15 protein-coding genes, 2 tRNA genes and 3 rRNA genes are annotated in these 17,106 nt (G+C 54.6%); 9 read left to right on the top strand and 11 right to left on the bottom strand.

The window, feature by feature from the left end; genetic code table 11:
* Nucleotides 1–125: 125 nt before the first annotated feature.
* Nucleotides 126–1,271, bottom strand: a complete 1,146-nt coding sequence (locus tag ACQE2I_RS01675) for a GlxA family transcriptional regulator (RefSeq protein WP_427029761.1) — start codon at nucleotides 1,269–1,271, stop codon at nucleotides 126–128.
* Between the two features lie 405 nt (nucleotides 1,272–1,676).
* On the opposite strand from ACQE2I_RS01675, the gene ACQE2I_RS01670 reads away from it, so the two are divergent.
* Nucleotides 1,677–2,621, top strand: a complete 945-nt coding sequence (locus ACQE2I_RS01670; RefSeq protein ID WP_427029760.1) for a co-chaperone YbbN — start codon at nucleotides 1,677–1,679, stop codon at nucleotides 2,619–2,621.
* Nucleotides 2,622–2,657: 36 nt separating this feature from the next.
* Here ACQE2I_RS01670 and ACQE2I_RS01665 read toward each other — a convergent pair whose 3' ends face one another.
* Nucleotides 2,658–3,824 carry a MalY/PatB family protein gene (locus ACQE2I_RS01665; RefSeq protein ID WP_427029759.1) on the bottom strand — a complete coding sequence of 389 codons (1,167 nt, stop codon included), beginning with the start codon at nucleotides 3,822–3,824 and terminating at the stop codon, nucleotides 2,658–2,660.
* Nucleotides 3,825–3,861: 37 nt separating this feature from the next.
* Between ACQE2I_RS01665 and ACQE2I_RS01660 the strand changes: the two genes are divergently transcribed.
* The 6 genes from ACQE2I_RS01660 (at nucleotide 3,862) to ACQE2I_RS01635 (ending at nucleotide 7,071) form a co-directional block, all read left to right on the top strand.
* Complete coding sequence (locus tag ACQE2I_RS01660) at nucleotides 3,862–4,293, top strand: hypothetical protein (RefSeq protein WP_427029758.1); 432 nt, start codon at nucleotides 3,862–3,864, stop codon at nucleotides 4,291–4,293.
* Nucleotides 4,294–4,335: 42 nt separating this feature from the next.
* Nucleotides 4,336–5,133 carry a hypothetical protein gene (locus tag ACQE2I_RS01655; protein ID WP_427029757.1) on the top strand — a complete coding sequence of 266 codons (798 nt, stop codon included), beginning with the start codon at nucleotides 4,336–4,338 and terminating at the stop codon, nucleotides 5,131–5,133.
* Between the two features lie 74 nt (nucleotides 5,134–5,207).
* Nucleotides 5,208–5,615 (top strand): acyl-CoA thioesterase, encoded by a 408-nt coding sequence (locus tag ACQE2I_RS01650; RefSeq protein WP_427029756.1) that lies wholly within the window; start codon nucleotides 5,208–5,210, stop codon nucleotides 5,613–5,615.
* A gap of 42 nt (nucleotides 5,616–5,657) precedes the next feature.
* A complete protein-coding gene (locus tag ACQE2I_RS01645; protein WP_427029755.1) occupies nucleotides 5,658–5,960 on the top strand; it encodes a hypothetical protein in 303 nt (100 codons plus the stop codon).
* A gap of 12 nt (nucleotides 5,961–5,972) precedes the next feature.
* Nucleotides 5,973–6,494, top strand: coding sequence for a DUF501 domain-containing protein (locus ACQE2I_RS01640; protein ID WP_427029754.1), 522 nt, complete (start codon nucleotides 5,973–5,975; stop codon nucleotides 6,492–6,494).
* A gap of 34 nt (nucleotides 6,495–6,528) precedes the next feature.
* On the top strand, nucleotides 6,529–7,071 hold the full coding sequence (locus tag ACQE2I_RS01635; RefSeq protein ID WP_427029753.1) for a TIGR00730 family Rossman fold protein: 543 nt from the start codon (nucleotides 6,529–6,531) through the stop codon (nucleotides 7,069–7,071).
* Between the two features lie 19 nt (nucleotides 7,072–7,090).
* Here ACQE2I_RS01635 and ACQE2I_RS01630 read toward each other — a convergent pair whose 3' ends face one another.
* On the bottom strand, nucleotides 7,091–7,603 hold the full coding sequence (locus tag ACQE2I_RS01630; protein ID WP_427029752.1) for a hypothetical protein: 513 nt from the start codon (nucleotides 7,601–7,603) through the stop codon (nucleotides 7,091–7,093).
* 34 nt (nucleotides 7,604–7,637) lie between these two features.
* The gene (locus ACQE2I_RS01625; protein WP_427029751.1) at nucleotides 7,638–8,132 is read right to left on the bottom strand and encodes a tetratricopeptide repeat protein; all 495 of its coding nucleotides are present in this window, start codon (nucleotides 8,130–8,132) and stop codon (nucleotides 7,638–7,640) included.
* Nucleotides 8,133–8,381: 249 nt separating this feature from the next.
* Here ACQE2I_RS01625 and ACQE2I_RS01620 point away from each other — a divergent pair, with 249 nt between their 5' ends.
* Both ACQE2I_RS01620 and yaaA read left to right on the top strand, forming a co-directional pair.
* Nucleotides 8,382–9,413 (top strand): NADP(H)-dependent aldo-keto reductase, encoded by a 1,032-nt coding sequence (locus tag ACQE2I_RS01620; RefSeq protein WP_427029750.1) that lies wholly within the window; start codon nucleotides 8,382–8,384, stop codon nucleotides 9,411–9,413.
* A 143-nt stretch (nucleotides 9,414–9,556) separates the two neighbouring features.
* Nucleotides 9,557–10,336: a peroxide stress protein YaaA gene (yaaA, locus tag ACQE2I_RS01615; RefSeq protein ID WP_427029749.1), complete on the top strand. Its 780-nt coding sequence runs from the start codon at nucleotides 9,557–9,559 to the stop codon at nucleotides 10,334–10,336.
* A 10-nt stretch (nucleotides 10,337–10,346) separates the two neighbouring features.
* Here the strand turns inward: yaaA and ACQE2I_RS01610 are convergent, their stop codons facing one another.
* The 7 genes from ACQE2I_RS01610 to ACQE2I_RS01580 form a co-directional block, all read right to left on the bottom strand.
* On the bottom strand, nucleotides 10,347–10,922 hold the full coding sequence (locus ACQE2I_RS01610) for an isochorismatase family protein (protein ID WP_427029748.1): 576 nt from the start codon (nucleotides 10,920–10,922) through the stop codon (nucleotides 10,347–10,349).
* Nucleotides 10,923–11,031: 109 nt separating this feature from the next.
* Nucleotides 11,032–11,220: a hypothetical protein gene (locus ACQE2I_RS01605; RefSeq protein WP_427029747.1), complete on the bottom strand. Its 189-nt coding sequence runs from the start codon at nucleotides 11,218–11,220 to the stop codon at nucleotides 11,032–11,034.
* Between the two features lie 243 nt (nucleotides 11,221–11,463).
* Nucleotides 11,464–11,579: ribosomal RNA gene (gene rrf / locus ACQE2I_RS01600) — 5S ribosomal RNA — on the bottom strand.
* 140 nt (nucleotides 11,580–11,719) lie between these two features.
* A 23S ribosomal RNA gene (locus ACQE2I_RS01595) occupies nucleotides 11,720–14,609 on the bottom strand.
* Between the two features lie 255 nt (nucleotides 14,610–14,864).
* Nucleotides 14,865–14,940: transfer RNA gene (locus ACQE2I_RS01590), tRNA-Ala, on the bottom strand.
* A gap of 97 nt (nucleotides 14,941–15,037) precedes the next feature.
* Nucleotides 15,038–15,114 (bottom strand) — tRNA-Ile (locus tag ACQE2I_RS01585).
* Nucleotides 15,115–15,327: 213 nt separating this feature from the next.
* Nucleotides 15,328–16,860, bottom strand: a 16S ribosomal RNA gene (locus tag ACQE2I_RS01580).
* Together the 16S, 23S and 5S rRNA genes with 2 tRNA genes alongside form the textbook arrangement of a ribosomal RNA operon.
* Nucleotides 16,861–17,106 lie beyond the last annotated feature (246 nt).

Here is a 17,106-nt window from a genome sequence, read left to right as displayed (position 1 = left end):
GACAACTACCCGTGTATCCGCTGACCTTTGCAAAGAAGGAGGAGTACTTTAAAGATAGCGGCTACTAAAAAACCTGCTGCCCGGAGGTGAGCAGCAGGTTTGAAATAGTGGTGACGAAGTACCTATCAGCTCAGTAGCGGCACGCTGGCAAAGGTAGGCTCACCCTGGGCATGGGCAAGCGCCTGCTGGGCACTCGAAAGAGGTTCACTTTTGTAAGGCTCGCCCCCCCATCGCTGAATTAACGATGGCGACTTAGTGTGGCTATTCCCTTGACGGTCATGCACACCCAAGCGCTCATTTCTCGGCGGCACACCAAAGTATTCACGGTAACACTTAGAAAAATGGGGCGTAGAAACAAAGCCACAAACGGAGGCAATTTCGATGATCGAGAGAGGCGTTTGCTTGAGCAATTGCCGAGCACGCACCAACCGCAGCTTAAGGTAATAACGAGACGGAGAGCAGAGTAAGTAGCGCTGAAACAATCGTTCCAACTGGCGCCGTGAAACATCCACATACCTTGCCAGCTCATCGAGTTCGATCGGCTCCTCAAGGTTAGACTCCATCAACGCCACAATCTCTAACAGCTTGGGCTGAGTGGTACCCAGCACGTGTTTAAGAGGGACGCGCTGCTGATCCTGCTCGTTACGCACACGCTCGTAGATAAACATCTCGGAGATGCCTGCCGAAAGCTCACGCCCATGGTCGTGGGCAATCAGATTAAGCATCATATCAAGCGGCGCAGTGCCGCCAGAGGCGGTGAATCGATCACGATCAATAGAGAAAAGGTGCGGGGTCAGAATGACGTTGGGAAAAGCTTCCTGCATGGAGGCCAAGCACTCCCAGTGCACGCTGGTTTGATAGTGATCAAGCAGCCCCGCCTGGCCCAGTGCCCAACTGCCCGTACATACCGAGCCTAATCGTTTTAGCTGGCGCGACTGGGACTGCAGCCAACGCACATGTTCGCGGGTAACACTGTGCTGCGGCCCCACACCTCCGCACACAACGACCCACTCCAGGGGCAATGGTGTGTGCATAGAGGCGTCAGGCGTCACCTGCAACCCATCGCTGGCACGTACCGGCAAACCGTCTTGGGTCAGGGTATACCAGCGATACAATTCACGGCCGGCCAGTTGATTGGCCATCCGTAAAGGGTCAATGGCTGAAGCCAGGGAAATCAGCGTGAAATTATCTAACAGTAGAAAGCCAAGGGTTTGCGGTTCGCCCGCACGATCGGGATTTGCTACCGGGTCTTTTGCGTTATTTGATATCATTGTTTTACCCTCCGTCACCTTATATACCATCAATCTTTTTCTTATTAGTTTTGGTGTCGCTGGCGTCTTTAAGTTGCCCTTTACTGAAGTGAACTCTCACTAGTGCGGGGGTGGCATTGCTCTTTCGTCGTATATTGGCACGAATAGGACGGATAGCGACAAGACTATCGCGCGAACTTGGCGATCAGTCGCAAATACAACATCAGAGGTCGCTCCCAAAACCTTTATCAGACTAATTAAGCTACCCTTAAAAAAACGTAGGGCTGCACACTTCCAGCCGGCAGGATCCAACTCACAGGTAGCGTTTGTGTAATATGTACTTTATTTATGGCCGTTTCCTTGAATCCTTTCTCCGTTGCCTGCATATCATAATGTAATCCATTTCAAGCGATGCAGAGCTTAACCATGTCCATTATTGATCCCCGTACCGGCAATCCGTTGACTGCGGAGCCAGCTAATACTGGCAACGAGGAAGTGAGCACAGCTCGCCCTTCCGTTACACCAGAAGAAGTTATCATTGAGCTGAATGCAGGCAATATTCAACAGGTGCTGGAAGCCTCCACGCAGGTACCGGTACTGATGGGTTGCTACTCACCTTCCAACGCAGGCAGTAGCACCCTCCTCGCGGTGCTGGACAAACTGGTGGTTGAGTACGCGGGCGCTTTCCTGCTTGGCAAGCTCGATATTGAAGCGAATCCCGAAATAGCTGGCCAGCTGGGCGTACGTTCGGTGCCCGATGTGAAGCTGATTAGCCAAGGCGGCTTAGTCGATGGTTTTCAGGCCGCTCTGCCGGAGAAAGAAGTGCGTGAGTGGTTGAACCGCTACTTTCCCGCTTCCGGCGAAGCCCCGCCCACCCCAGAAGAGCAGGCGGAAGAGGCGCTTAAAAAAGGCGATACCGCTGGCGCCCGCGAGATTTATCAAACCTTGATGGGGCAATACCCCGAACACTACGCCTACCAAGTAGCGTTCGCCCGCGTACTGCTGGCAGAAGGGCAAGGCAATGAGGCCCGCGACGTGCTGGATAACTTGCCGCCGGAAGAGCGCGATGCTGCGCCTGCACGGGGCGTGCGCGCCAGCATCGCGTTTAGCGAGCAAGCACTCTCAGCCGAAGAGATTGCCGCCCTGGGTGATCGCACCGATAGCGAAGCGCAGTACCAGCGCGCCCTGCGTCAAGTGGCCGACGGTCATTACGATGCAGGCCTGGAAGCGCTGCTGGCGCTGATGAAACACGACCGCGCCTATAATGATGACGCGGCGCGCAAAACGCTGCTGCAGGTATTCGACGCCCTAGGCGCCGACCATCCGCTGACCGTGGCCTACCGCCGTAAGCTCTTTGCCATGCTCTACTAAGCGATTCTTTCAGCGCTACTGACGAGTAGCGCTGCTTCAATCCCGTTTCAGCAGTGCATCCATTCGCGACAGCGCTGCTTCCAGTTGGGAGGCGGTGGTGCCGAAGTTAAGCCGTACAAAGCCGGGGCAGCCAAAGGCCGCTCCGTCTGAGAGTGCGACTCCTGCCTCTTTTAGCAGCGTCTTATGCGGCGCATCCCCAAGCCCTGCCTCACGCATATCCAGCCAGGCTAAATAGGTCGACTCCGGTGCACCTAAGTGCACGCCCGGCCAAGTCGCCACCCGTGCTTGCAGTGTTGCACGATGCTCACGCAGTACGTCTAACAGCGCCTGTCGCCACGGCTCGCCATGACGGTACGCCGCTTCCGCCGCGACCAAGCCAAGCACATTGCCATCGGGCAGTAACCCTTTGGTTGCTGCCGCAAAACGCTCACGCAGTGCAGGATCGGGAATCACCGCGCAGGCGCTGGTTAGACCGGCCAGGTTAAACGTTTTAGACGGTGCCCACAGGGTAATAGTGCGCTTTACTAACTCAGGGAATGCTGCCACCAGCGGACGGTGCCGGGCGCCTTCGTCTAATAGCAGATCGCAATGCAGTTCGTCCGACACCACCCAAAGATCGTGGCGCTCGACCAGTTCAGCCAGTGCGGTAAGCTCCTCATACCGCCATACACGACCCGTAGGATTGTGGGGCTGGCACCACAGCAACAAACGCGTACGCGGCGTAATCGCGGCCTCCAGGGCGGCTATATCGAGCTTCCATGGCCCATTAGGCGTCGAAGGCGCAGCCAACATCGCCTGCTGGGGAAAACGCCCGGTGCGCTTTGCCACCTCTAAAAATGGCGGGTAGATCGGTGCCACCGTCAACACACCGTCGCCTGGCTCGGTTAGCGCTAACGCGGCTAGGTGCAAGGCCGGCACGACCCCCGGCAGCCACTGCTGCCACTCTGGCTGAATCGGCCAATCATAGTGGTGAGCACTCCACTCGCACAGGGTTTCTGTTAACGTAGCAGGCACTTCGCCATAGCCATAAACGCCGTGGGCCACCCGCGCCTGCAGCGCATCAATCACTGCGGGCGGTGAGCGAAAATCCATATCGGCGACCCAAAGGGGTAACACATCGTCGCCGTAACGGTGCCACTTTTGCGCTGCCCAGCCACCTTCTGGGTGGCGGCGTTCCACAGGCGTGGCAAAATCATAGACCATGACAAATCTCACTCATTGAATAGGGGTTGTGCCAAGCATGCCGCAAGATGACTTTTATACCAAGATGCGCGCGGGGCTGTCTGCGCTGTTGCGGCAATGGCGCTCGCTAGGTCAAGCGGATACCGACCAACTAGCGCTCATTTTGGCCGAAACGGCACGGGTAGCGAAACTAGGTACGCCCGACGCCACCCCCAATGGCGCGACGCTTGAACAGTGGAGCCACGATGAGCTCGGTGAAATGCCGCTTTGGGCGCCGCGTACTGCGGTGTTTTTGCTTAATCAAATGCCCGCTCGCCCAATACCGGATAGTGAGTCTGAAGCCTGCGCCTGGGCGTACTGCTGGCTTCGCAACCGCTCGTTTGATTCACTGAAGGAGGCCCATGACGCGCTCCCTGCGCATTTAAAAACACCACTGCTAGAGGCACTAGAGAGCGCTTGGGGTGATCAACAAGGGCTTCGCTTGGTGTAGTTTTGGCTTAAACCCGCTGTTTTTTATGAAGGAAAACACTGCATGATAGAAGTCCCACTCACTTGGCAACTGGCTAAAATGGGCTTGTCGATTGGCATGGTACTGGGGTTGGGCACAATCGCTGTGCGCGCTAGCCCTCGGGTAGCTGGGTTGTTGGCTGGCTACCCGCTTGGCACCTCGCTGGCACTGTTTTTTATCGGCTTAGAGCTCTCGCCTGGGTTTGCGATTCAGAGCGCCGTACATACCTTAGCAGGCTTTACCGCCTCCATGGCACTTGGGGCCGGTTACCTAGCGACAGGTCGCCAGCCGGGAATCAAGGGGGTATTAAGCGGCGTAGCGGGCGGCCTTCTTGCATGGCTAGCGGTTAGCAGCGTACTTGCCCAGTTCAGTTTCACCCGCGTGACCGGTACGCTGGTGGCTATTGCCGCCTTTAGCTGGCTGTTTCGTACGATCCCCGATGTTAAAAGCCCAGCCAGCCGGGCGTTTTCCTGGCCTGCGCTGGCAGCGCGGGCCGCGCTTGCTACGCTGATCATTTTTATCATCACACGCTTAGCCCATTGGTTACCGCCCGCGTGGGCGGGTACGTTGGCGGCTTTTCCCGTTACCATGCTGCCTTTTCTACTTATCCTCCACTTAAGCAATGGGCCTCAGCCGGTGGCCACGGTGATTAAGCATTATCCCATGGGGCTAGGTTCGCTGCTTAGTTACACGCTATGTGTTTCCTACACTTACAGTACGTTGGGGCTCTTGTGGGGCACCTTGGCAGGGTTCGTGACGGCGACGCTATGGTTACTTGGCTGGATGCAGTTCACCGCCTGGTATCAACGCCGCAGTGCTTGACCAAGCGCTCGCTTGGGTTAATCCTGAACAGCACCGTTGCGCTAGTACGTGTTTTTTAATAACAAGGACACACTATGTTTACCCGAACTATTGAGCCCGCTTTTTACGACACCGACGCGTTAGGACATATCAACAATACCCGCCTTCCCGCGTGGTTTGAGCTTGCCCGTAATGACCTCTTCAAGCTGTTCACCCCCGATTTAAATCCCAAACAATGGCGCTTGATTATGGCGCGCATGGAAGTCGATTATCGGGCTGAACTGTTTTACGGTCATGATATCGAAATACATACTTACTTAACGCGGTTAGGCAATAGCTCATTTACCGTCACCCAGGAGGCACGCCAGCACGGCAAGCTTACCAACCTGGGTCACACCGTTATGGTGCAGTATGACCACCAGGCCAAGTGCGCCATGCCGATTGAGGACGACCTGCGTGAGGCGCTAACGGCGCATCTGCAGGACGCGCCTGAGCCCGCCTGATCAGCGCTGCCCCGAGCCATCGGGGCAACAGGAGCCTATGTAATGGCCATCCGCTACAACCTCTGGATAGACCCTGACAATGTCGCCCTGCACCGTGCCGTAGAGGCCGATCTGGAAAACTATTTTATCGAGCGCTTCGCCGACTATCCGCATATCCGCTTGTTTGGTGCCGACCCCTACGATTATGATGCCCCCTTCAACCGCCTTTATGACGTGCTAATGGCACGAGCCGCTGAATACTGTGAGCGGACGTGGTGCTATGTCGCGTCCCCTAAACAGCTCAATCGCTGCTTTTTCCGTGCCGTTGGCCGCTCGACTAAATTTGTTCAAGACGACCGTTCGTGAGAGACCAACCCAATGGTGATACGCACCAACCAAGCGCCTGACGAACGTCAGCTCGCCATTATTGCCCAGCAGCTTGGCCGCGCACCGCGCGGTATCGAAGCGGTAGCCGCCACCGATGGTGAAGGCACGCCACTGGTACTGCGAATGGCACCGATTGTCGATGGCAAACCCTTCCCTACCCTGTATTGGCTCTGCTCCGATGTGCTTAAAGTTGAGATTTCTCGCATCGAAGCCGTGGGGGTTATTAAAGCGCTCGAACAGCGCCTGCAGGAAGAGCCTGATTTTCTTGAGGCCTATCAGCAGAGCCACCGCGACTATGTGACCGCCCGCTGGGACTCTATGAGTGCTGCTCAGCGTGAAGAAGTCGCTAAGCTGGGTTACACCAAGGTGATGACCGAACGCGGCATTGGCGGGATTACTAACTGGCACCAGGTGCGTTGCCTGCACACCCAGTATGCCCACCATCTGTGCGGCAACAATGTGATCGGGCAGTGGATGGATGAGCACCATCAAGTCGATCAACACTTGCCTTAAATACTCTCCCTCGCTTGCTATAAGGAATGTTCGAATGGCTCGAATTTGCGTTTATCTAGGCTCCCGTGAAGGTAATAGCCCAACCTTCCGGCAGGCAACCAATAAGCTGGGACGCACGCTTGCTGAGCGCGGCCATACACTAGTTTATGGCGGCGCACGTATCGGCCTTATGGGTGAACTGGCGAATTCAGTGCTGGAGGCAGACGGCAAAGCCATTGGCGTCATGCCCGATCACCTGGTTGAGCGCGAACAGGCCCACTTTGGCTTGAGCGAGCTGATTAGGGTACGCAATATGCACGAACGTAAAGCCACCATGGCAGCCAACGCCGATGCTTTTATTGCTTTACCTGGCGGGATTGGCACTTTGGAAGAGCTATTTGAAATATGGACGTGGGGGTATTTAGGGCTGCATGAGAAACCGATGGGCCTGCTCAACATCGATGAGTTCTACTCCCCGCTGCTGACCTTTTTAGACAGCACGGTAGGCCATGGTTTCTTGGCGACTCCCACCCGCGAGATGCTGCTCGACGCACCGACGCCGAAGGAACTGCTTGATGCGCTAGAGGCCCAGCTATAACGCTGGCATTGAAAGCGCTTTAGCTGTGCGTATTTCCGGTGAGCTTGAGGGTCTGCTGGTAGGTTAACTGCAGCAACCGGGCATCTTCTCCCGCCCGGTGACGATGAATGCTGCGTTCGGCAATTATCGCTTCTTTGCTGTTGCTCCACAGCGCCTGCTGCTCTTCACTGAGCAGAATTCTTAATGCTTCAAGACGAAAACGCGGCAGCATCCCCGCATGATGGAAGAGCAGCGACAGCCAGGTATTGTCGTAACCCCAGCTGTCGCTGTAGGCCTTACCCAGCTCGCGCAGTTCATCGTTGAGCCAGTGGGCAACTTGGCGTACCGGGTAGCCCTCCTGAATGAGACGATCACGGGAGATGCCGTGCAGTAGTTCAGCCTTGGGATCCCAGTGGGTCCACTCTTCCAGCGGTTGAATAAGAAAAGCACCGCAGCTTCCGTCGGCACGTGCGATGCCGACTTCAATAGGGTAGCTGCCACGCCCAAATCCGGACGCTTCAATATCTAGTACTGTGGGTAGCGTCTCGGACACAACCTTCCTCACTCAATCAAAACGCGGTAACGCTTCAAGCGGCGGCCACGTTATTTAGTGCCTGCTGTTCCGCCTGTCGCTGCCAGTAAGCTGCTCGCTCGCCATCCACCGCCAAGCCTAACTCACCCAGGCGATAAGCACGGGCAAGCCGTTCCGCAGCTAGATAGTGCCCCGACTGGGCAGCACGCGCATACCACGTTACCGCGTAGTCTTCGCGGCGCGGGTACTGAGCGCAGCCGTGCTCGTGGATTTGTGCCACCTGGTACTGTGACTTTACATCCCCGACATGCGCCGCTTCCAGAACGTACCGCGCACCGCGCGCTTTGTCTTGGGGCGCCTGACTGCGATGGAACAACATGTGGCCATAAACAGACAGCGCGTCAGGGTGACCCGCCTCCGCACAGCGCCTAAATAAGCGCATCGTTAAACGCTGGGTGCGCGGTGAACGCGGCAGCAACCAGTGATTATGAAACAGCCGTTCAGCTAGGCGAAATTCTAGCCGAGTAAACAACGTTGATGCCTGCAGCATGGCAAACCAACCTGCCTTTCTATGAGAACTTTGAGTCAGCAGCCATGCTAATGATTGCTGCTGACCACACGAGAAACCGGCCTTTAGCCGGTCAATGGGCTGGCAAGCATACGCCTGCCTTTGCGACGACTCAACCCCATTAATTTGCTGCTTGCCAAGAGCCTCGCTAACATGCCATTCATACGCCGTTTACCACCCGGGTAATGGTGGCTTATTTTGTGGCAATTCCGCCTTAGCAAGGAGATGAAAATGCAAACGCGCCCACTTGGTAGAACTGGCATGGAGGTAAGTCGACTCTGCTTAGGCACGATGACGTTTGGCGAGCAAAATAGCGAAACCGAAGCCCACGAACAGCTCGACCGGGCCGTGGCCTTTGGCATCAACTTCATTGATACCGCGGAAATGTACCCCGTCCCACCCATGGCCAAAACCCAGGGCCTGACGGAACGCTATATCGGCAGCTGGCTAAAGCAGCGCGGCGCCCGAGACGACCTCATCATTGCTACCAAAGCTGCCGGGCCTGGGCTTGATCATATCCGCGGAGGCCCACGCCTAACCCGTGAGCATATTCATCAGGCGATTAATACTAGCCTTGACCGCTTAAACACCGATTACGTTGACCTCTACCAGTTGCACTGGCCCGACCGGCAAACCAACTTCTTTGGCAAGCTAGGCTACGTGCATAGCGAAGACGAAGATGCGACGCCGCTAGAAGAGACACTTGATGCGCTGAAAGAGCTGGTTGATGCCGGCAAGGTACGGGCTATTGGGCTCTCCAATGAAACGCCCTGGGGAGTGATGCGCTCACTGCAACTTGCCGATAAGCTGGATTTACCGCGTGTAGCGTCTATTCAAAACCCTTACAACCTTCTAAATCGCTCTTTTGAAGTTGGTTTGGCTGAAATTGCCCACCGTGAAGATGTCGGCCTGCTTGCCTACTCACCGCTAGGTTTTGGCGTGCTTTCGGGTAAATACCTCAACGGTGCGCAGCCACCTAAAGGCCGCTTGACGCTGTATGAACGCTTTAAGCGCTACACCTCGCCTGAAGCCGAAGCCGCCACCCAGGCTTATGTTGCCCTCGCTGAAAAGCACGAGCTAGATCCTGCGCAAATGGCGCTGGCGTTTGTAAACTCACGTAGCTTTTTAACCAGCAATATCATTGGCGCAACCACAATGGAGCAGTTGGAAAGCAACCTTGCCAGCGAGAGCCTCAAGCTGGATAACGAAGTGCTAGAGTCAATCGACGACATTCACCGCCGCATGCCGAATCCCTGCCCTTAAAGCTGCTGCTGAGCCCCGCCTATAGGCAGTAAGCGGCTCTGCCAGAACTATCGAAGCTATAGCCTCGGCCTTGGCCGAGGCTTGGTATACTGAGCCCACTTATATCAGGCTTTTATTTATCAGGGCACGACCAGGAGCATGCGATGCTGAGCGTTATTTCTCCCGCCAAAACACTGGATTTTGAAACCCCACCTACCACAGAGCAAGTATCACAACCCGATTTTCTGAAACACAGTCAAGCGCTTATCACTATTTTGCGCGACTACTCGCCGCAGCAAATCAGCGAACTCATGGGTATCAGCGATAAATTGGCAGGCCTGAATGCGGCGCGTTTTGAGGAGTGGCGCCCTCCCTTCACACTGAGCAATGCCAAACCCGCTGCACAGGCTTTTCAGGGCGATGTTTATACCGGCCTGCAAGCGGAAAATTTCAGCGAAGCGGAGAACCGTTACGCTCAGTCGCATCTGCGCATACTTTCTGGCCTATACGGCCTGCTACGACCCCTGGATTTGATTCAGGCCTACCGCCTGGAAATGGGCACCAAGCTGCCTAACAGTGCAGGTAAGGATCTGTATGCCTATTGGAAGCCCATTCTGGCGCCTGCACTCAATGAGGCCATTGCTGAAAGCGGCTCCAACGTGTTGGTTAATCTCGCCTCGAATGAGTACTTCAAAGCGGTAGATACCCAGCAGCTTAATGCTCGGGTCATTACGCCGGTGTTTAAAGATGAGAAAAACGGCACCTTTAAAATCATCAGCTTCTACGCCAAAAAAACACGTGGGCTGATGAGCGCATGGATGATTCAGCAGCAGATCAACGATCCAGATGAACTCAAGGCGTTCGATGTGGCAGGCTATCGTTTCGATGCATCGGCATCCCAGGGGGATACCTTCGTTTTCACTCGTAAAGAAGCCGATCGCTAAAGCGAATGGCCTAGAAGAAACGTACGGGGCGTGGCGCACGCGGCTTTAAAAAGCGTTGGTGCGCCTCTTTGAACAGCGCTGTATCGCAGCGGTGAAGCCACTCATAAGCCACCATGTCGGCCGTCACCGCCACAGCGCCGCTCGCGCAAGCGCGCTCACGGGCAAGCGCAGCTTCTTGCGGGCGGCGACTGGCAGAGGCATCACTCAGCCAGTACAGCTCGTAGCCTGCGTCTAATAGCCCTAGTCCCGTTTGCAGCACGCAGATATGTGCTTCTGTTCCACACAGTACAATCTGTGTTTTACCCGTTGCGTTTAGCGCTTCACGAAATTCAGCTTCCGCCATCACGCCAAAATGCTGTTTTTGCCAAAGCCGATAATCACTGAGAGAGGCCAATAGCGATGGCGCGGTACTCCCTAGCCTCTCAGGATTCTGCTCGGTCAACCAAACGGGCACTTCAAGCAAGCAAGCCATCTCGCCCAGCCAACCCGCTTCGCTTACGGCTTGTTCGCCGCCGTCAATTACCGGCAGCAGGCCAGCTTGAAAATCGACCATTAGCAGCAGGCTTTTATCACGCTGTAACTGCATGTTGCTTCCTCCATTTTTTATCATTATTGGAGTCATCATAAACACATTACAAAAAATAAAGCAGCCGCTCTTCAGCGACTGCTTCTAACTATCTAATCAACCGGCCAGCTTAGTCCTCGGCAGCATCTTCCATATCTTCACCGAGTTCTTCCATGCTCTCTCCGGCATCTTCTGCAGCGTCATCAATGCTCTCACCCGCTTCTTCAGCAGGCCCTTGGTCATCACAAGCGACAAGTCCGCCTGCCATCAAGGCCATGAATAGTGCGATCGCTAACTTTTTTGCTAATTGAGTCGTCATCCCGTTTCTCCTCCTGAGATTTTACGTCTTGGTACGTGCAACATAATACTAGATACTGCTTGGCAACAATACCATGTTAAATACGCAACCTATTGTTATATATTATATAAAATACCAGAAAATCGCACGTGAGTGGTGAGTGGTTTCTATTCACTATTCACCCCTTACCATTCACCCTTTTATAACCCCCACGCATAAAAAAATCCCCCAGAGCGCAAGCCCTGGGGGATTTTGGGTATAAGTGCCTGACGATGACCTACTCTCGCATGGGGAGACCCCACACTACCATCGGCGCTAAGCGGTTTCACTGCTGAGTTCGGCAAGGGATCAGGTGGTTCACGCGTGCTATGGTCGTCAGGCGTAACTGTTAATGTACATCATGCTGTTTTGTGATCGTCTCATTGCTTGCCGCCCTGGCGTTATGTCGCTTGGGCCACACGCTGCGTATCCGGTGTTTTCATGTCACGTCATCATTTTGAGCAGACCCCTTGGGTGTTATAGGGTCAAGCCTCACGGGCCATTAGTACACGTTAGCTCAACGCCTTGCAGCGCTTCCACACCGTGCCTATCAACCAGCTGGTCTCGCTGGGCCCTTCAGGAGGCTCTAGGCCTCGGGGATGTCTCATCTTGAAGGGGGCTTCCCGCTTAGATGCTTTCAGCGGTTATCCCGTCCGACCATAGCTACCCGGCAATGCCACTGGCGTGACAACCGGAACACCAGAGGGTCGTCCACTCCGGTCCTCTCGTACTAGGAGCAGCCCTTCTCAAACATCCAACGCCCACGGCAGATAGGGACCGAACTGTCTCACGACGTTCTAAACCCAGCTCGCGTACCACTTTAAATGGCGAACAGCCATACCCTTGGGACCGACTTCAGCCCCAGGATGTGATGAGCCGACATCGAGGTGCCAAACACCGCCGTCGATGTGAACTCTTGGGCGGTATCAGCCTGTTATCCCCGGAGTACCTTTTATCCGTTGAGCGATGGCCCTTCCATACAGAACCACCGGATCACTAGAACCTGCTTTCGCACCTGCTCGACGTGTCTGTCTCGCAGTCAAGCACCCTTATGCTCTTGCACTCATTGCACGATGTCCGACCGTGCTGAGGGTACCTTCGTGCTCCTCCGTTACTCTTTAGGAGGAGACCGCCCCAGTCAAACTACCCACCACACACTGTCCTCGATCCGGATAACGGACCTGAGTGAGAACGCCAATGATGCCAGGCTGGTATTTCAAGGATGGCTCCCTCCGAACTGGCGTCCGGAGTTCTAAGCCTCCCAGCTATCCTACACAGGCAACATCAGCGTCCAGTGTGAAGCTATAGTAAAGGTTCACGGGGTCTTTCCGTCTAGCCGCGGGTACACCGCATCTTCACGGCGATTTCAATTTCACTGAGTCTCGGGTGGAGACAGCGTGGCCATCATTACGCCATTCGTGCAGGTCGGAACTTACCCGACAAGGAATTTCGCTACCTTAGGACCGTTATAGTTACGGCCGCCGTTTACCGGGGCTTCAATCAAGAGCTTCGCCTTGCGGCTAACACCATCATTTAACCTTCCGGCACCGGGCAGGCGTCACACCCTATACGTCCGCTTGCGCGTTAGCAGAGTGCTGTGTTTTTAATAAACAGTTGCAGCCACCTGGTATCTTCGACCGCCTCGTGCTCCGGCCGCGAGGGCCTTCACACTAACGCGGCGTGCCTTCTCCCGAAGTTACGGCACCATTTTGCCTAGTTCCTTCACCCGAGTTCTCTCAAGCGCCTTGGGATTCTCACCCTGACCACCTGTGTCGGTTTGGGGTACGGTCGCACATGATCTGAAGCTTAGAGGCTTTTCCTGGAAGCGTGGCATCAGTGACTTCCTGACCGTGGTCAGTTCGTCTCACATCTCGGCTTTAAGCGTCCGGATTTACCTAAACACTCGGCCTACATGCTTTCACCAGGACTACCAACGCCTGGCTCACCTAGCCTTCTTCGTCCCCCCATCGCAACCATGTCCGGTACGGGAATATTGACCCGTTTCCCATCGACTACGCCTTTCGGCCTCGCCTTAGGGGCCGACTCACTCTGCTCCGATTAGCGTCGAACAGAAACCCTTGGTCTTCCGGCGAGGGAGTTTTTCACTCCCTTTATCGTTACTCATGTCAGCATTCGCACTCGTGATACCTCCAGCGAACTTCTCAATTCACCTTCATCGGCTTACACGACGCTCCTCTACCGCGCATCCCGAAGGATGCACCCGTAGCTTCGGTACCTGGTTTAGCCCCGTTACATCTTCCGCGCAGGCCGACTCGACTAGTGAGCTATTACGCTTTCTTTAAAGGATGGCTGCTTCTAAGCCAACCTCCTAGCTGTCTGAGCCTTCCCACATCGTTTCCCACTTAACCAGGATTTCGGGACCTTAGCTGACGGTCTGGGTTGTTTCCCTTTTCACGACGGACGTTAGCACCCGCCGTGTGTCTCCCACGCGTTACTCACCGGTATTCGGAGTTTGCCTCGGGTTGGTAAGTCGGGATGACCCCCTAGCCGAAACAGTGCTCTACCCCCGGCGGTACTGCATGAGGCGCTACCTAAATAGCTTTCGAGGAGAACCAGCTATCTCCGAGCTTGATTAGCCTTTCACTCCGATCCACAAGTCATCCAAATCTTTTTCAACAGATCCTGGTTCGGGCCTCCAGTTGATGTTACTCAACCTTCACCCTGCTCATGGATAGATCGCTCGGTTTCGGGTCTATATCCAGCGACTGTGTCGCCCAGTTAAGACTCGGTTTCCCTACGGCTCCCCTATACGGTTAACCTCGCCACTGAATATAAGTCGCTGACCCATTATACAAAAGGTACGCCGTCACGGAACAAGTCCGCTCCGACTGCTTGTACGCACACGGTTTCAGGATCTATTTCACTCCCCTCTCCGGGGTTCTTTTCGCCTTTCCCTCACGGTACTGGTTCACTATCGGTCAGCCAGGAGTATTTAGCCTTGGAGGATGGTCCCCCCGTCTTCAGTCAAGGTTTCTCGTGCCCCGACCTACTCGATTTCACATGTTCAGATTTTCGACTACGGGGCTATCACCCGCTACGGCCGCGCTTCCCAACGCATTCGCCTAATCAGTCACATGCTTAAGGGCTGGTCCCCGTTCGCTCGCCGCTACTAGGGGAATCTCGGTTGATTTCTTTTCCTCAGGGTACTTAGATGTTTCAGTTCCCCTGGTTCGCCTCGTACCCCTATGTATTCAGGGCACGATACTCATCTTATGATGAGTGGGTTTCCCCATTCAGAGATGTCCGGGTCACAGGTTGTTGCCACCTCACCGAACCTTATCGCAGGCTACCACGTCTTTCATCGCCTCTGGCTGCCTAGGCATCCACCGTGTGCGCTTCATTGCTTGACCCTATAACCCGAAGGAGTCTGGACTCGCAATGATCACGTTTCATTGTGCCGGATACGCTGACGCGTATCACAATTTAAGACCACTTCTTGCGAAGTGTTCTTGTCAGCATGATATACATTGTTAAAGAGCAGCTGTTCAATGAACAGTGATAAGGCGGTGTGCGATAACTAAAACAACAGCTACAACGCAGCGACTTATCAATGGTCACGAAACATTCACAAACGGTATTTAAGGTTAAACATGGTAGTAATGTAATGGTGGAGCCAAGCGGGATCGAACCGCTGACCTCCTGCGTGCAAGGCAGGCGCTCTCCCAGCTGAGCTATGGCCCCAATACTAAATTCACGCAAATTTCTGTAAGATAAGGCAAAATGCAACGACGTATAGCCTGCTATACGAGGAACATTTTAACGCAGTATTACAGGAATTTGGTGGGTCTGGGCAGACTTGAACTGCCGACCTCACCCTTATCAGGGGTGCGCTCTAACCAACTGAGCTACAGACCCATTTACTCACTACTCTTACAACCGCGTCGGCTGGCCGACCTCACCCTGCTTTCCATTTAAGGTCAGGGGGTGCGCTCTAACCAACTGAGCTAAAGACCCGGTCATTTAGCCATTACGATGACAAAATCACGTAATAGCTAAGCTAACTACCGTTTGCTCTATCTTTGATCAGGTAATTCATTGTGGACGCTTACTAACGTGTGACGCATCGTTTAAGGAGGTGATCCAGCCGCAGGTTCCCCTACGGCTACCTTGTTACGACTTCACCCCAGTCATGAACCACACCGTGGTGATCGCCCTCTTGCGTTAGGCTAACCACTTCTGGTGCAGTCCACTCCCATGGTGTGACGGGCGGTGTGTACAAGGCCCGGGAACGTATTCACCGTGACATTCTGATTCACGATTACTAGCGATTCCGACTTCACGGAGTCGAGTTGCAGACTCCGATCCGGACTGAGACCGGCTTTAAGGGATTCGCTGACTCTCGCGAGCTCGCTGCCCTTTGTACCGGCCATTGTAGCACGTGTGTAGCCCTACCCGTAAGGGCCATGATGACTTGACGTCGTCCCCACCTTCCTCCGGTTTGTCACCGGCAGTCTCCTTAGAGTTCCCACCATTACGTGCTGGCAAATAAGGACAAGGGTTGCGCTCGTTACGGGACTTAACCCAACATTTCACAACACGAGCTGACGACAGCCATGCAGCACCTGTCTGACAGTTCCCGAAGGCACACCAAGATCTCTCTCGGCTTCTGTCGATGTCAAGGGTAGGTAAGGTTCTTCGCGTTGCATCGAATTAAACCACATGCTCCACCGCTTGTGCGGGCCCCCGTCAATTCATTTGAGTTTTAACCTTGCGGCCGTACTCCCCAGGCGGTCGACTTATCGCGTTAACTTCGCCACAAAGTGCGCTAGGCACCCAACGGCTGGTCGACATCGTTTACGGCGTGGACTACCAGGGTATCTAATCCTGTTTGCTACCCACGCTTTCGCACCTCAGTGTCAGTGTCAGTCCAGAAGGCCGCCTTCGCCACTGGTATTCCTCCCGATCTCTACGCATTTCACCGCTACACCGGGAATTCTACCTTCCTCTCCTGCACTCTAGCCTGACAGTTCCGGATGCCGTTCCCAGGTTGAGCCCGGGGCTTTCACAACCGGCTTATCAAGCCACCTACGCGCGCTTTACGCCCAGTAATTCCGATTAACGCTTGCACCCTCCGTATTACCGCGGCTGCTGGCACGGAGTTAGCCGGTGCTTCTTCTGCGAGTGATGTCTTTCCTAATGGGTATTAACCACTAGGCGTTCTTCCTCGCTGAAAGTGCTTTACAACCCGAGGGCCTTCTTCACACACGCGGCATGGCTGGATCAGGGTTGCCCCCATTGTCCAATATTCCCCACTGCTGCCTCCCGTAGGAGTTCGGGCCGTGTCTCAGTCCCGATGTGGCTGATCATCCTCTCAGACCAGCTACGGATCGCTGCCTTGGTGAGCCATTACCTCACCAACTAGCTAATCCGACATAGGCTCATCCAATAGCGGGAGCCGAAGCCCCCTTTCTCCCGTAGGACGTATGCGGTATTAGTCTGAGTTTCCCCAGGTTATCCCCCACTATCGGGCAGATTCCTATGCATTACTCACCCGTCCGCCGCTCGTCAGCGGGGTGCAAGCACCCCCTGTTACCGCTCGACTTGCATGTGTTAGGCCTGCCGCCAGCGTTCAATCTGAGCCATGATCAAACTCTTCAGTTTAAGATCTATGCGGTTCTTACCTGCCACTCGAAAGGGACAGAAGCGAACCAAACTTGGCTCAAGGGTCAAACGAATTCATTCAAAACAGATCCCAAAGGACGAATCCTTTAAAACCTTATTGCTTGAGTCGCTTGCCTTGATATTTGGTGATTTGTCACCAACATCAGCAAGCGCCCACATGAATTACCTGATCAAATTGTTAAAGAGCTGTTTCGCTGTCTGGTTACTGTGAAAGTAACCGGGCTG

The organism is Halomonas sp. H2, from assembly GCF_050215315.1.
Lineage (GTDB): Bacteria > Pseudomonadota > Gammaproteobacteria > Pseudomonadales > Halomonadaceae > Vreelandella.
The sequence above is the reverse complement of the archived record's forward strand: the minus strand, read 5'-3'. Positions and strand labels throughout refer to the sequence as shown.